The following is a 14,439-nucleotide window of genomic DNA, read 5'->3' on the forward strand; positions in this document are numbered from 1 at the left end:
CATGCGGTGCTTCGATGGGCGCATGGAGCTCCCCGACGTCCCGTCCGCCGACACGACCTACACCGCCCCGGCCCCGCCGCGCGGCGGCACGCCCCTCGCGGTCGTCACCGGCGCGAGCAGCGGCATCGGCGCGGCGACCGCCCGCAAGCTGGCGGCCTCCGGGTACACCGTCGTGCTCGCGGCCCGCCGGGCCGAGCGGATCGAGCCGCTCGCCGCCGAGCTGGGCGGGCACGCGGTGGTCTGCGACGTCACGGACGCCGAGCAGGTCGCGGCCCTCGCGGACGCGGTGCGCGGGCTGGGCGCCGGCGCTCTCGACGTCCTCGTGAACAACGCGGGTGGCGCGTTCGGGTCCGATCCCGTGGCCGAGGCCGACGTGGACGCCTGGCGCGCCATGTACGAGACCAACGTGATCGGCACCCTCCAGGTGACGAAGGCGCTGCTGCCGCTGCTCGAGGCCTCGGGCGCCGGCGCCGTGCTCAACGTCGGCTCCACCGCCGGCCGGATCGTCTACGAGGGCGGCGGCGGCTACACCTCGGCCAAGCACGGCACCCAGGTGCTCACCGAGACCCTGCGGCTGGAGCTGTGGGACAAGCCGGTGCGGGTCATGACCGTCGAGCCCGGGATGGTGCAGACCGAGGAGTTCTCCCTCGTCCGCTTCGCCGGGGACTCCGAGCGGGCGGCGAAGGTCTACGAGGGCGTGAAGCAGCCGCTGGTCGCCGAGGACGTCGCGGACGCGATCGCCTGGATGGTCACCCGGCCCGCGCACGTGAACGTGGACTCCCTCATGGTGCGTCCGCGCGCGCAGGCCGCCCAGCACAAGGTGCACCGCGAGGCGTGAGCGCGGCGGGGACCGTCCACGGGCCCCACGGAACCGGCTGCGGTATGACCTGCGCCCCACGGAAGACCCTGGACGGGTGACCTGGGACACGGCAGGCTGCCCGTTCGTGAAGACCATCGGACTTGTCGGCGGCATGAGCTGGGAATCCAGCGCGGTGTACTACGAGCAGCTCAACAGCGGCGTGGAGAAGCGGGTCGGCCCGCTGTCGTCCGCGCGGCTGGTGATGGCCTCGGTCGACTTCGCGGAGGTGACCCGCCTCCAGGAGGCGGAGGACTGGGACGGCGTCGCGGCGGTGCTCGTGGCCGCGGCCCAGGGCGTGGAGCGGGCCGGGGCCGACGTCCTGCTGCTGTGCACCACCACGTTCCACCAGGTCGCCGAGCAGGTCGAGGCGGCGATCGGCATCCCGCTGCTGCACCTGGCCGACGTGGTGGCCGCGGCCGCCAAGGAGGCGGGCCTGGAGGAGGTGGGCTTCCTCGGCACGACGTTCGCGATGGAGCGCGACTTCTTCATCGACCGCCTCTCCTCGCACGGCCTGAAGGTGCACGTCCCGGACCCCGACCACCACGACACGGTCAACCGGATCATCTACGACGAGCTGGTGCACGGCCGCGTCGTCACGCGCTCGCGGCGCACCGTCACCGGCCTGATCGACGAGCTCTGGGACGCCGGCGCCGGCGGCGTGATCCTGGGCTGCACCGAGCTCGAGCTGTTGATCAGCCAGGCGGACGCGCAGATCCCGGTCCTCGGCTGCACCACGCTGCACGTCGAGGCTGCTCTCGACGCTGCGCTCGGCTGAGTCTGCCGCGCGCTCGCCCCGCCCGGCCCAGCGCCGCTGGTTTGGCCCGGGCCGGTGCTCCCCCGGGCCGGCTGCTGCGGGCCGGCTGCTGCGTTCGGTCCTCGTCGGCACGAGGACCGAACGCCCCCACGCCGACCGCCACCGGCACATCACCGCAGGTCACAGCCCCACGACCACAGCTGCCTGCGGCTTCGGTCCTCGTGTCCACGAGGACCGAAGCCAGCGGGCTGCCCCGATGCCGCTGCTGCGTGTCAGCTGCTCCGCAGCGGACCGCCCCGCAGCCGGCTGCTCCGTTCGGTCCTCGTCGGCACAAGGACCGAAGCCACCATCCCGTCACCCGCGAGGACCCAACGCCCCCACGCCGACCGCCACCACCACATCACCCCAGGTCACAGCCCCGCAAGCACAGCGGCCTGCGGGTTCGGTCCTCGTCGGCACGAGGACCGAAGCCAGCGGACCGCCCCGAAGCCGCAGCCGGCAGCAAAGCGCCGGGCTCGGGCGTGAGGACGCAGCGGGCGAGCGCCCCGTACAGCACGACGCCCCCGCACCCGGTCTGAGCCGGGGCGGGGGCGTCGTCGCGTCCTGGGCGGGGCGGTCAGGGACAGCCGGCAGTGACAGCCGGCGGAGACGGTCTGCTGGGAGAAGCCCGTCAGCCGCCGCAGCTGACGGAGGCCTTGGTCTTCACCTCGGTCCAGAAGCTGGTGTTGCCCGCGGCGTCCGTGGCCCGGACCCAGGTGAACACCGACCCGTCGTTGCTCTCGAGCACGTTCGCCCACTTCCGGGTCCGCTTCACGTGGCCCTTGGTCTTGGCGACCGAGACCGTCCTCAGGCCGGACTTCTTGTCCTTCGCCGCCAGGACGAGGCGCCAGGTGCTCTTCTTGTTCGACCAGCACTTCACCGCGGACTTGATGTCGGGCGCGACGGTGTCGACCACGATCGAGCTCTTCCAGACGTTGTCGCTGCTGCTCCCCGGGAACCGGACGAACACCCTGCCGTCGTTGCCCGTGTACCAGTCGTAGAGGCAGCTGTCCTTGACGTCCGTGATCCAGGAGTTGTCGAAGTCCTTGTTGTTCGCGATCTCGATCTCGGTGGCGCCACTCGGCGTCGAGACCCGGAGCATCACCTGGTGCGTGGTGGAGTACTTCGCCCCGCGGTTGATGGTGAGCCCGTTGGACGAGCAGGAGGTCGGCTCGGAGGAGTCGGGGTTGGTCTTGCCCGGCTTGGTCGCGGTCGCCCAGTACGAGCGGCCGGTGGTGGACCAGCGCTGGACCCGGCCGTTGCGGCTGTCGGCGATGTAGAGGTTGCCGGACATCTTGTGGCCGGTCTGCGGGTACTGCGCGAGCGCCGTGGGCAGGTCGAGCCAGCCCATCTTCGAGGACGCCTCGGTCGGGTGCCCCAGCGTCCGGTAGACCGAGTACTTGTTGGTCGAGTCCATCAGGTAGATGGCGTTGTTGGCGGTGTCGAGCACCGTCACCTGCGCGGTCTTGTCGGCCACCACGTCCGTGGGGACGGGGGTGACCCCGCCGGAGGCCTTCGGGACGGCGATGGTGGAGCGCGGCTTGTCGCCGTCGCTGAACGTCGCGAGGTCGTAGGCCGCGATCTCGGCCTTGGCCGGCAGCGCCACGAGGATCTCGGGGCCGCTGTTCTTCGCGCCGGGCTTGATCGTCACGCCACCGCCGGACTTGCCGCCGGGCAGCCGCACGGTCGCCTTGAGGACGCCGCCGAGGGTGTAGCTCTGGAGCGTCGCCTTGCAGCGGTTGGCCACGTAGACCGTGGACCCGCGCACGGTGATGCCGCCGTAGATCGCCGGGTCGTGACCGACGGTCGCGGGGCACCAGACCTCGGGGCGCACCAGCCAGTGCCGCAGGACGACGCCCTTGCGGTTGATCTGCGAGACGCTGCGGCCGTAGAGCACCCAGATGCTGTTCTTCGACCCGGCCGCGAGCGCGGTGACGGCGTCCGGCTGGTCGAGCACGAGCGGGGACAGCTTCTTCCCGCCCTTGCCGACCCGGCGCAGCGTCCCCCCGTTGCGGAAGCCCGCGTAGGTGATGCCGTTCTTGGTGACCGCGACCGCGGTCGGGTTGTTGGCGCCCGTCGTGAACGAGCCGGCGCGGGTCGTGGTGCCCGCCTCCGCCGTCACGGTCGCCAGGGGCCCCAGCGCGAGCGCCAGGGTCGTCGTCAGCGTGACGCCCAGGGCAAGCCCGAGCGCGGGGCGCGTGGCGCGGCGAGCACGCCGCGACGCCCCGAGATGAAAGGTCCCTCCCCAGAACACGGGAGCAGCCTAGGGTCGGCGTAGCCCTGTCGTGCACCGAATGGGCTAAACCGCTGGACCAGACCGCGAAATACCCCGGGGTGTTCCACCACCTGGGGATTCCTGAAATCGCCGAGCATCCCGGGCCGCCCGTGACACCGGGCCCGGAGCACGCGGCGCCTCACCGCCGCCGCGGTGACCGGGTGTGCGCCCGGAGGAGCAGCGGCGAGCAGCAGCGAGCGGCAGTGGCGCGCGGCCCGGGCTCAGGCCGGCGCGCGGTCCGGCGGGAAGCCACCGGTCGCGATCGGACCCCAGGACGTGGGGGTGATCCGGATCAGGCTCTTGCCCTGCCGGCGCATGGCGGCGCGATACTCCTCCCAGTCCGGGTGCTCCCCCGAGATGCAGCGGAAGTACTCGACCAGGCCGTCCTCGGCCTCGGCCGACGGCATGTCGAGCACCTCCGCCGTCCCGTCGACCTGCACGTAGGCGTCGTCCCAGTCGGCACCGTGGACCAGCACGGTGGCGCGGGGGTCGCGGCGCAGGTTCACCGCCTTCGCGCGGTCGGGGTAGGTGGAGACCACCAGGCAGCCGCCGGAGACGCCGCCGGTGACCGGGGAGAGCTGCAGCCCGCCGTCCCGCTTGCGGGTGACGAGGGTGAGGTGGTGCTTGTCGCGCACGAAGTCGAGCAGGGCGGGGAGGTCGACACGGGTGGTCGTCGCGATGCTGGGCACCGCCCCACCGTACGCATCCCGAGGACGCCGGGGGCCACCTCGCGGGACGGGTCAGCCCGGTCAGGCCGCCTTGCCGAGCACGTCGCGCGCGATCCCGGCGACCTCGGCGACCGAGGAGCAGGAGTAGGCGGTGAGGCCGTGACCGAGGGCCGCGCGGCCCCAGCGGTCGGCACCCATCTTGGTGATGGCGCTCGAGGGCAGGACGTTGACGATGGCGTCGTAGCCGGCGGCAGTGAGCAGGCCGGGGGTGTTCTGCTCCACCCAGGCGGCGTCGGCGGGGTCGAGGACGCCCCGGATCTGGCTGACGTCGACGACGCAGATCCGCGCGCCGCGGGTCTGCCCCTCGCGGATGTGGCGCCGCACGACGTCCTGCACGTCCGGCGTGCGGAACGACTCCCAGCGGATGATCGCGGCCCTGGTGGCGGCGTCGTAGGTGACGGCGCAGATGCCGGGCAGGTCGAAGACGGGGGTCTCGGGCACGGTCGCTCCTCGGGGGCGTCGGTACGGTACGAGCGGGCGATCGGCGGCGCGGAGCACGATCCGCGGCCTCCGTCCCGACCTGCACGGGTTCTTCACGACCGCGCAGCGAATCGGCGACAGGCGTCCCCGCAACTAGGATGTCCTGGGCCGGGCTGGGTGCCGGGCCACTCCCCGAGGCCCGCGCGTTCGAGCGGCGGGCCGCCCGAGCCGGAAGCGACGCCTGAGAGCCATGTCCGAGATCAAGTCCGCCAACCTGCGCAACGTCGCCATCGTCGCGCACGTCGACCACGGCAAGACCACCCTGGTCGACGCCATGCTGCGTCAGGGCGGCGCGTTCAGCGAGCACCAGGCCGAGTCCGTCGCGGACCGCGTCATGGACTCCGGTGACCTCGAGCGCGAGAAGGGCATCACCATCCTCGCGAAGAACACCGCCATCCACTACAACGGTCCGTCGGCCCCCGAGGGCATGACGATCAACATCATCGACACCCCGGGCCACGCCGACTTCGGTGGCGAGGTCGAGCGCGGCCTGTCGATGGTGGACGGCATCGTGCTCCTCGTCGACGCCTCCGAGGGCCCGCTCCCCCAGACCCGGTTCGTGCTCCGCAAGGCCCTCAACGCCGACATGCCCGTCGTGCTGGTGATCAACAAGGTCGACCGCGGCGACGCCCGCATCGACGAGGTCACCGACGAGGTCTACGAGCTCTTCATGGACCTCCTCGACGACTCCCACAGCCAGGACGCGCTCGACTTCCCCGTCGTCTACGCCTCCGGCAAGGCCGGCATCGCCTCGACCGACAAGCCCGAGAACGCCACGCTGCCCGACGGCGACAACCTCGAGCCGCTGTTCAAGACGATCCTCGAGACCATCCCCGCCCCGCAGTACACCGAGGGCGCGCCGCTCCAGGCCCACGTCACCAACCTGGACGCCTCGCCGTTCCTCGGCCGCCTCGCGCTGCTGCGCATCCACCAGGGCGAGCTCCGCAAGGGCCAGCAGGTCGCGTGGATGAAGGCCGACGGCACGGTCAAGAACGTCAAGATCACCGAGCTGCTCATCACCGAGGGCCTCACCCGCGTGCCCGGCGAGTACGCCGGCCCCGGCGACATCGTCGCCATCGCGGGCATCCCCGACATCATGATCGGCGAGACCATCGCGGACGCCGAGAACCCCATCGCGCTGCCGCTCATCACCGTCGACGAGCCCGCCATCTCGATGACGATCGGCACCAACACCTCGCCGCTGGTCGGCAAGGTCAAGGGCGCCAAGGTGACCGCCCGCATGGTCAAGGACCGCCTCGACAGCGAGCTCATCGGCAACGTGTCCCTCCGGGTCCTGCCGACCGAGCGTCCGGACGCCTGGGAGGTCCAGGGCCGAGGCGAGCTCGCCCTGGCGATCCTGGTCGAGCAGATGCGTCGCGAGGGCTACGAGCTCACCGTCGGCAAGCCGCAGGTGGTCACCCAGGAGATCGACGGCAAGGTGCACGAGCCCCTCGAGCGCCTCACCGTGGACGCTCCCGAGGAGTTCCTCGGCACGATCACCGAGCTCCTCGCGACCCGCAAGGGCCGCATGGAGAACATGACCAACCACGGCACCGGCTGGATCCGCATGGAGTTCGTGGTGCCGGCGCGTGGCCTCATCGGCTTCCGCACCGACTTCCTCACCGAGACCCGCGGCACCGGCATGTCGTCCTCGATCTCGGACGGCTTCACCCCGTGGGCCGGCGAGATCCGGGCCCGCAACAACGGCTCGCTGGTCGCCGACCGCTCCGGCGCCGCCACCGCGCACGCGATGACCTCGCTCCAGGAGCGCGGCACGATGTTCGTCAAGCCCGGCACCGAGGTGTACGAGGGCATGATCGTCGGCGAGAACTCCCGCGCCGACGACATGGACGTCAACATCACCAAGGAGAAGCAGCAGACCAACATCCGGTCCGCCACGGCCGACAACTTCGAGAAGCTCACGCCCCCGCGCGAGCTGTCCCTCGAGCAGTGCCTGGAGTTCTGCCGCGACGACGAGTGCGTCGAGGTGACCCCGGAGATGATCCGCATCCGCAAGGTCGTGCTCGACGCCAACGAGCGCGCCAAGACCGCCGCCCGCGCCCGCCGCGCGGCCTCCGGTCGCTGACGCAGCGCGTCACCCGCAGCACCGCACCACCCAGCAGCACCGCCGGACGCCGGCGGGCCCACCGGGCCCGCCGGCGTCCTGGCATTTCCCGGCACGAACTGTCCCCAGGGGCTGTGAGCGCCCAACTTCTCCACAGGCTTCGGGGCGGCCCCCTCCTGCGCCGCGGACCCCGCCAGCCTGAGAGGCATGACGCGACCCAGCTTCCGCAGCCGCCACCGACGCCGCAGCGGCGACCCTCGCTCACGCCTGCGCTCGAGGGAGCCTGCCGGCTACCGCTCGGTCGCCAGCCGGATGACGCTCGACGACGTCGAGGCCCTCGTCTCCTGCGAGGCGGCCGAGGTGAGCGGCGACTGGCGCGCTGCCGCGAAGCACTACTCGTCGATCCCCTTCTTCGGCGAGGCCACGCACGGCCACCACCTCGCCCTCCTCGCCCACCTGGCGGACTCGGGTCATGGAGTCCCCAGCTGGTTGCAGGGAAGAACCGCGAGCACGCTCGCGCACCGGCTCACCGACGCCCAGGTGGACCTCGGTCGGATCGTGTGGGAGATCGCACCCAGGGCGTACCCGAGCGGGCCGGACCTGGGCCTCCTCGGTTGCGCCTGGCCCGAGCAGGCTCTTGCCGTCCTGTGGGGTCGTGACTGGATGGTGCGGCAGTACAGCCTGTACGAGGCGCACGGCATCCACGCCCTCCTCGACCAGCTGCCGGATGCCCGGACGCTGGCAGGGCCCGCGGCGGAATGGGCCGACGCCCCCATGGGTGGCTGGCGCGTGGAGACGCGTCGCGACGGGCTGGTCCTCCATCCCGCAGGGGCCGGTCCCGCTCGGAGGGTGCTCGACCTGGGTCTTGCCGAGGAGGTGGGGAACGATGCCCATGTGCTGGGCCGGCTGGTCCGGGTGGACGAGGAACCCGGCTGGGCGCTGGACTGGCGGCCGCTGCTGGTGGACCAGCTCACGGCAGCGGCCGTGTCGCGTGAGCCGGAGCGCTGGATCGAGATTCTGGGAGGTCGCCTCCGCAGCGGAGCGCTCGTCGAGGGCAGCACCCTGCAGAGCGACTCCACCCACGTCGCCGACCTGCCGCACCGGCACTGGCTGAGGCTCTCGCCGGGCAGCCAGGAGTCCGACGCGTGGTCCGACGCAGCGGCCCGCCCGCACGTGCTCGTCGCCGCCCGGGCGGCGCTGGCCCTGGCGAGCGAGGGCCCGGATTCAGTGAGGCTCCAGCGACACAGCATCGGGCTGTTGCTGCACGACAGGCTCGCCACCCGGCAGCGGCTCGCGCCACTCCTGTCCGAGGACCACCACGACGCCTGGCAGACGATCCGCCGACACCTACCGACCCACGCCCTGGGGCGCCTGGACGCGCTGCTGGGAGACCCCTCCCCGGGCCGCCGAACGTGGTGAGGCCTCAGACCAGGTCGAACATCCGCCGCGCCCGCGACGTGGCGGTGGGGCGGTACGCCTGCGCGACCTCGCCGCTGCCCCGGACGCTGACGGTCCCGTCCTCGGGGCCGGCGTAGAGCACGGCACCCCGGGTCAGGCGCAGGGCCTGGCCGTGCTCGTTGCGCACCTCGACCTCGCCGCCGGTGCACACGAGGATGCGCTGGCCGGTCTCGGGCAGCGCGACGCCGTCGACGTCCGCCGCGGAGGTCTGGGTGACCGCGAGGCCGAAGCCGCCACCACCGGGCTCGAACACGTCCGTGCTGGCCCCCACGAGGTCCGGGTTGACCCGCGCGAGACGGGACATCTCGGCGTCCACGCTGGCCACGACCGCCTGCGGCGCGAGGTGCTTGGGCGTGAGCCCGGCGCGCAGGACGTTGTCGGAGTTCACCATCACCTCGACGCACATGCCGTGCAGGTGGGCGTGCAGGATGCCGGCGCCGAGGTAGGCGGCCTCGCCGGGCTGGAGGGTGAGCCGGTTGAGCAGCAGCGAGACGACGACGCCGACGTCGCCGGGGTAGTGCGGGGCGATCTCGGTGGCCGAGGCGTAGGCCCGCTTGATGTCGAGGCCCAGCGCGAGGCGCCCGTGGCACAGGGCGACGATCTCGTGCACCTCGTGCACGGTCGGAGGCTCCTCGAGCAGCCGCTCCAGCACGCGGACGATGCCGCGGAAGCCGGGGCGCTCGGTGAGCTGGGCGACCATCTTCTGCACGACCGGGTGCTCGAGCGGGGAGAGGATGCGCAGGATCTCGGCGGTCGGCCGGAAGCCCACGAGCGTGTCGAACGTGGTGAGCGCGTAGACCATCTCGGGCTTGGGGTTCGGGTCCTTGAAGAGGCGCTCGGGCGAGTCCAGCGGGACGCCGCGGGCCTCCTCGTCCGCGAAGCCCTCCCGCGCCAGCGAGGCGTTCGGGTGCACCTGGATCGACAGCGGCCGGGCGGCCGAGAGGATCTTCATCATGAAGGGCACCTGGCCGGCGACCTCGCTCAGCGGCCTGCGGCCGCCGTCCCCCTGCACCATCGCCTCGCCGAGCGGGTGGGTGCCCATCCAGACCTCGGCCATCGGCTGCCCGGTCGCGGCGCGCCCCAGGAACGAGGGGATGTCGTAGGCCGTGCCCCAGGCGTAGTCCTGGGAGGGGCAGTCGAGGAGGTGCATGCAGCGAACCTAGGCGCACCCCTCCCGGAATCGGCAACACCCGGCCCGTGAGGTCCTGCACGTCGCAGTAGGGGCCTCCCGCGACACGCGCATCCCCAGAATGGATTGTGGCGACCGTCACACGTCAGTGGCAGTCTGACGCCCGCGGCCGCGCAGTGGCGGCCCGGACCGGAAGGTGTCACGCATGTCCTCAGCCCGCTCGTCGTCTCGGGAGACGCGCCGGCGGACGCGGCTCGCCGCGCTCCTCCTCGCCATCGCGGCCCCCGTGGTGGCACTCCTCCCCGCGCTCACGGCGACCCCGTCCGTGGCCGCAGCCTCCCCCGCCCGCACCGTGGCCGCCGTGGCGGCCGCCCCCGCCCTGGGCTCCCACGTCCTCGTCTTCGACCCCTCCATGCCCGTGGCCGACATCGAGGCCCGCGCGCAGGCCATCGCCGCGCAGCAGACGGACGACGAGATGGGCACCGGACGCTGGAGCCTGCTCTTCCTCCCCGGCACGTACGGCACGGACACCGACCCGCTGCAGATCACCGTCGGCTACGGCACCGAGGTCGCCGGGCTCGGCGCCTCCCCGGAGGACACGGTGATCAACGGCAAGGTCGAGGTGTACAACCGCTGCCTCACCGACGGCCCCACCCAGCCCTACTGCGTGGCCCTCAACAACTTCTGGCGCTCGCTGTCCAACCTCACCATCCACGTCAACGGCACGGGCCAGGACGGCTGCCGCGCCTCGGCGAACTTCTGGGCCACCTCGCAGGCCAGCTCGCTGCGCCGCGTCGAGGTCACCGGCGGCAACCTGTCGCTGATGGACTACTGCACCGACAGCCCGCAGTACGCCAGCGGCGGGTACCTCGCCGACGCCAAGGCCGACCTGGTCATCAACGGCTCGCAGCAGCAGTGGCTGACCCGCAACTCCGAGGTCGGCGTCTGGACCAACGGCGTGTGGAACCAGGTGTTCGCCGGCACGGTCGGCGCGCCGTCCGAGGCCACCTTCCCCACCGACCCCTACACCACGCTCGACACGACGCCGCTGAGCCGCGAGAAGCCCTTCCTCTACGTGGACGACGCGGGCAGCTGGCAGGTCCGGGTGCCGGACGCGCGGAGCGACTCGCGCGGCACCGACTGGTCCGACGGCACCCTCGCCGCGGGGCGGAACATCCCGCTCTCGGACTTCTACGTGGCGAGCCCCTCGGACTCCGCGAAGACGATCAACAGCCAGCTCGCCCGCGGCAAGAACCTGCTGCTCACGCCCGGCTTCTACGACGTCGGCACGACGCTGGACATCAAGCGTGACCACACCGTCGTGCTCGGCCTCGGCATGGCCACCCTCACCTCGGTGGGCGGCGCGACGCCCGTCGTCGTCGGCGACCACGCCGAGGACGTCGTCCTCGCCGGGATCACGATCGACGCCGGCACCACGACCTCGGCCGCGCTGCTGCGGATCGGCAGCGCCGCGGTCGGCCAGGACAAGCGGGCCGACACCGGTGTCTCGGGCAGCGAACCGTCCACGACCCTCAACGACGTGTACTTCCGCGTCGGCGGGCCGCACGTCGGGCGCACCAAGGCGGCGATGGTCGTCAACAGCGACGACGTGCTCATCGACCACACGTGGGTCTGGCGCGCCGACCACGGCGTCGAGGGCTTCACCGCCGGGCAGGTGGGCGACACCGACCGGTGGGCCACCAACACCGCCCCGAACGGCGTCATCGTCAACGGCGACGACGTCATCGCCACCGGCCTCTTCGTCGAGCACTTCCAGCAGCACAACACCATCTGGAACGGCGAGGGCGGCATCGTGGTGCTCTACCAGAACGAGCTGCCCTACGACCCGCCCACGCAGGCGGACTGGACGCGCCCCGACGGCACCCTCGGGTGGACCGGCTACAAGGTCGCGGACGACGTGACGACCCACCACCTCTACGGCGGCGGCGTGTACGTCTACAACCGGAACAACCACTCGATCGTCACCGCGCGCGGCTTCGAGGTGCCGAGCACCCCGGGCGTCCGGCTGCACCACCTGCTCACCGTCAACCTCGGGGCCGGCACCGTCCGGCACGTCGTGAACGACACCGGCGCCCAGGTGGACGACTCGGCCGTCGGCGTCCCGAGCTACGTGACGGACTACCCGGGCTGAGTCGCATGAGCAGCCGGCCAGCCGGCTGAGCAGCCCTTCGAGGGGGCGTGGGTGAGTGAGCCCACGCCCCCTCACCCGTTCTCTCAGGTGTCTCCCAGCCTGCGTTCACCCTGTGCTGTGGTGGGCCGGGTGAGGTGCGCGTGCGGCGCACGCGCCGCGGGACCGCCACCCCCGCCGCCAGAGCGGTCCACGACCGCCAGGGACACCCATGCACCTCCGCGCGCCCCGCTCCGCCCGCGCTGCCCACGCTGCTCGCACCGCCCGTCCGGGCAGGCTGCTCGCCCTCACGACCGCCGCCGCGCTGGCTGCCGCGGGGCTCACCGCCGTGGCGAGCACGCCGGCTGACGCCGCCGGCAGCACCAGCACGGCGTCGGGCTCGGGCACGCAGTCGGTGACCGTCTTCCTCACCTCGCCGGACGCCGAGGGGCTCGCCGACCTGGCCGCGACCCCGCTCACGGGCACCCACCTCGCCCGGCAGCGGGCCGCGCGGCTCGCGGAGCTGGCCGCGCTCGTGCCCAGCGACGCCGACCGCGCCGCGGTGGTGAGCGAGCTGGAGGACCGCGGGTACACCGTCGAGTCGGAGACGACGTGGTCGGTGACGGCCACGGCCCCGCAGACCCAGGTGAGCGACGACTTCGGCGACCTGGACGACAGCACGGGCACGGGCACCGGCAGCGCGGGAGGCACCAGCGCGGGCGCGGCGGTGGCCGAGCAGCGCGCGGCGACCACGGCGCTGCCCGACGTCCCGCACGCCCTGGACGACCTGGTCTCGGCGGCGTTCCTCACCACGGACACCGACCAGGCGGTGGCACCGAGCACGACGACGACGCTCGACGGCGACGACGTCCGCAACGCCGACACCCCGGCGAACGTGGCGGCCGCGACCGGCGAGGAGGGAGCGGGCCTCACAGTGGCGACCCTCCAGTTCTCCGACTGGGACTCCTCCGACCTGACGGCCTACGCCGCCGAGCACGACCTGGAGGACCCGGTGGCCGCCGGCCGCTACACCGAGGTCGACGTGGACGGCGGCCCCTCGGCCACCGACACCACCGACGACGGGTCGGTCGAGGTCGCGCTCGACCAGGAGTCGATCCTCTCCACCGCCCCCGGCGCCTCGCAGCAGGCCTACTTCGCCCCCAACACCGACGCCGGGTTCGGCGACGCGTTCGCGGCGGTCTACGACGACGTCACCGGTGCCTCCACCGCCACCTCCCCGGACGCCGGCATCGCCGCGCTGTCCCTCTCGTGGGGCGCCTGCGAGTCGGCGTGGGGCACCTCCTCGATCGACGCGCTCGAGCCGGTGATGGAGTCGGTGGTCGCCGCGGGCGTCACGATCTTCGCGGCCTCCGGCGACAACGGCATCTACGACTGCGGCACCTACTACGGCCGCACCAGCAGCACCGCGGACGTCGAGTTCCCGGCGTCCTCCCCCGCCGTGGTGGCGGTCGGCGGCACGAACCTCAGCTCGGACGACGCGACCGCCAACGACGGCACGAACTGGACCGAGACCGCGTGGTCCTGCACCAGCACCTACACCTGCGCCACCACCACCGGCGGCTCGGGCGGCGGGGCCAGCGGCTCGGGCTACGGGGCGTCCTGGACCGCCGGTGACTTCGTGGGCTTCGCCGCCCCGCTGTGGCAGACCGCCACGCTCACCGGCGACTACGCCGACGCCGACACGCGGCTGGTGCCCGACATCGCCGCCGACGCCGACCCGAACACCGGGTTCGTCCTCTACACCTCCGCGAGCACCTACACGACCGCCTACGGCAGCAACGACCTCCAGGTCGGCGGGACGTCGCTGGCCTCCCCGCTCTCGGCCGCGCAGCTGGTCACCACGCTCGGCGCCGCGGGCTTCACCGCAGGCGTCGGCGACCTCCACCCCGCGCTGTACTCGGCGTACGCGAAGACCCGCAGGAAGGCCACGACCAGCAGCGCGAAGGCGTTCCGCGACGTCACCTCGGGCAGCAACGGCGCGGCGGCCGATGCCGGCGACGACCCGTCGGTGACGGCCGCGAGCGGCTACGACACCGTGACGGGCCTCGGCGGCGTCCTGTGGTCGGCCCTCGTGCCCTACCTGGACGCCGACGCGCCGACCGTCACCACCGCGCTGGCCGCGAAGAAGAAGACCGGGGCCCGCACGCGCCGTCTCGCGGTGACGTGGACGGCGACCTCGACCCTCACACTGGCGTCCACCACCGCGCGGCTGGTCCGCGTCACCAGCAGCGGCACCACGCCCGTGCGGCACTGGAGCACCGCCGCCGGGGCGCACACGATCGCGCTGCGCACCGGGCGCACCTACCGGCTCGTCGTCACCAGCACCGACCTCGGCGGGGCGACCACCACGCAGCGGCGCGTCCTGCGGCTGACGCGGGGCTGAGGCAGGGGTCGGCGGGGGCGGCGCGGGGTTGGCGCGGGGGCGGCGCGGGGTTGGCGCGGGGGCGGCGCGGTGTCGGCGCGGGGCCGGTACGGCCGTCCTCGTGCGCTCGGGCGTCCGTGC

The 14,439-nt window shown here is 72.7% G+C and carries 10 protein-coding genes; 6 read left to right on the forward strand and 4 right to left on the reverse strand.

What is annotated here, in order from left to right; translation table 11 throughout:
• Positions 1–22: 22 nt before the first annotated feature.
• Positions 23–838 carry an SDR family NAD(P)-dependent oxidoreductase gene (locus tag E8D37_RS18770; protein ID WP_136571365.1) on the forward strand — a complete coding sequence of 272 codons (816 nt, stop codon included), beginning with the start codon at positions 23–25 and terminating at the stop codon, positions 836–838.
• 106 nt (positions 839–944) lie between these two features.
• Positions 945–1,634, forward strand: coding sequence for an amino acid racemase (locus E8D37_RS18775; protein WP_136571366.1), 690 nt, complete (start codon positions 945–947; stop codon positions 1,632–1,634).
• Between the two features lie 649 nt (positions 1,635–2,283).
• Here E8D37_RS18775 and E8D37_RS18780 read toward each other — a convergent pair.
• The 3 genes from E8D37_RS18780 to E8D37_RS18790 form a co-directional block, all read right to left on the reverse strand.
• Positions 2,284–3,906: a hypothetical protein gene (locus E8D37_RS18780; protein ID WP_136571367.1), complete on the reverse strand. Its 1,623-nt coding sequence runs from the start codon at positions 3,904–3,906 to the stop codon at positions 2,284–2,286.
• A gap of 242 nt (positions 3,907–4,148) precedes the next feature.
• Positions 4,149–4,616, reverse strand: a complete 468-nt coding sequence (locus tag E8D37_RS18785; RefSeq protein WP_136571368.1) for a PPOX class F420-dependent oxidoreductase — start codon at positions 4,614–4,616, stop codon at positions 4,149–4,151.
• Positions 4,617–4,676: 60 nt separating this feature from the next.
• Positions 4,677–5,096 carry a hypothetical protein gene (locus E8D37_RS18790; protein WP_136571369.1) on the reverse strand — a complete coding sequence of 140 codons (420 nt, stop codon included), beginning with the start codon at positions 5,094–5,096 and terminating at the stop codon, positions 4,677–4,679.
• 229 nt (positions 5,097–5,325) lie between these two features.
• Here E8D37_RS18790 and typA point away from each other — a divergent pair, with 229 nt between their 5' ends.
• Together typA and E8D37_RS18800 are read left to right on the forward strand one after the other, a co-directional pair.
• Positions 5,326–7,221: a translational GTPase TypA gene (gene typA, locus E8D37_RS18795; RefSeq protein WP_136571370.1), complete on the forward strand. Its 1,896-nt coding sequence runs from the start codon at positions 5,326–5,328 to the stop codon at positions 7,219–7,221.
• A gap of 186 nt (positions 7,222–7,407) precedes the next feature.
• Positions 7,408–8,619 (forward strand): hypothetical protein, encoded by a 1,212-nt coding sequence (locus E8D37_RS18800; RefSeq protein ID WP_136571371.1) that lies wholly within the window; start codon positions 7,408–7,410, stop codon positions 8,617–8,619.
• 4 nt (positions 8,620–8,623) lie between these two features.
• On the opposite strand, the gene manA is transcribed toward E8D37_RS18800, so the two are convergent.
• Complete coding sequence (gene manA / locus E8D37_RS18805; RefSeq protein ID WP_136571372.1) at positions 8,624–9,808, reverse strand: mannose-6-phosphate isomerase, class I; 1,185 nt, start codon at positions 9,806–9,808, stop codon at positions 8,624–8,626.
• A gap of 184 nt (positions 9,809–9,992) precedes the next feature.
• Between manA and E8D37_RS18810 the strand changes: the two genes are divergently transcribed.
• Together E8D37_RS18810 and E8D37_RS18815 are read left to right on the forward strand one after the other, a co-directional pair.
• On the forward strand, positions 9,993–11,939 hold the full coding sequence (locus E8D37_RS18810) for an adenylyl cyclase (RefSeq protein ID WP_136571373.1): 1,947 nt from the start codon (positions 9,993–9,995) through the stop codon (positions 11,937–11,939).
• A 208-nt stretch (positions 11,940–12,147) separates the two neighbouring features.
• Positions 12,148–14,319 carry a S53 family peptidase gene (locus E8D37_RS18815; protein ID WP_136571374.1) on the forward strand — a complete coding sequence of 724 codons (2,172 nt, stop codon included), beginning with the start codon at positions 12,148–12,150 and terminating at the stop codon, positions 14,317–14,319.
• The last annotated feature ends 120 nt before the right edge of the window (positions 14,320–14,439 follow it).

It is taken from the genome of Nocardioides sp. GY 10127 (assembly GCF_004919085.1).
GTDB lineage: Bacteria > Actinomycetota > Actinomycetes > Propionibacteriales > Nocardioidaceae > Nocardioides.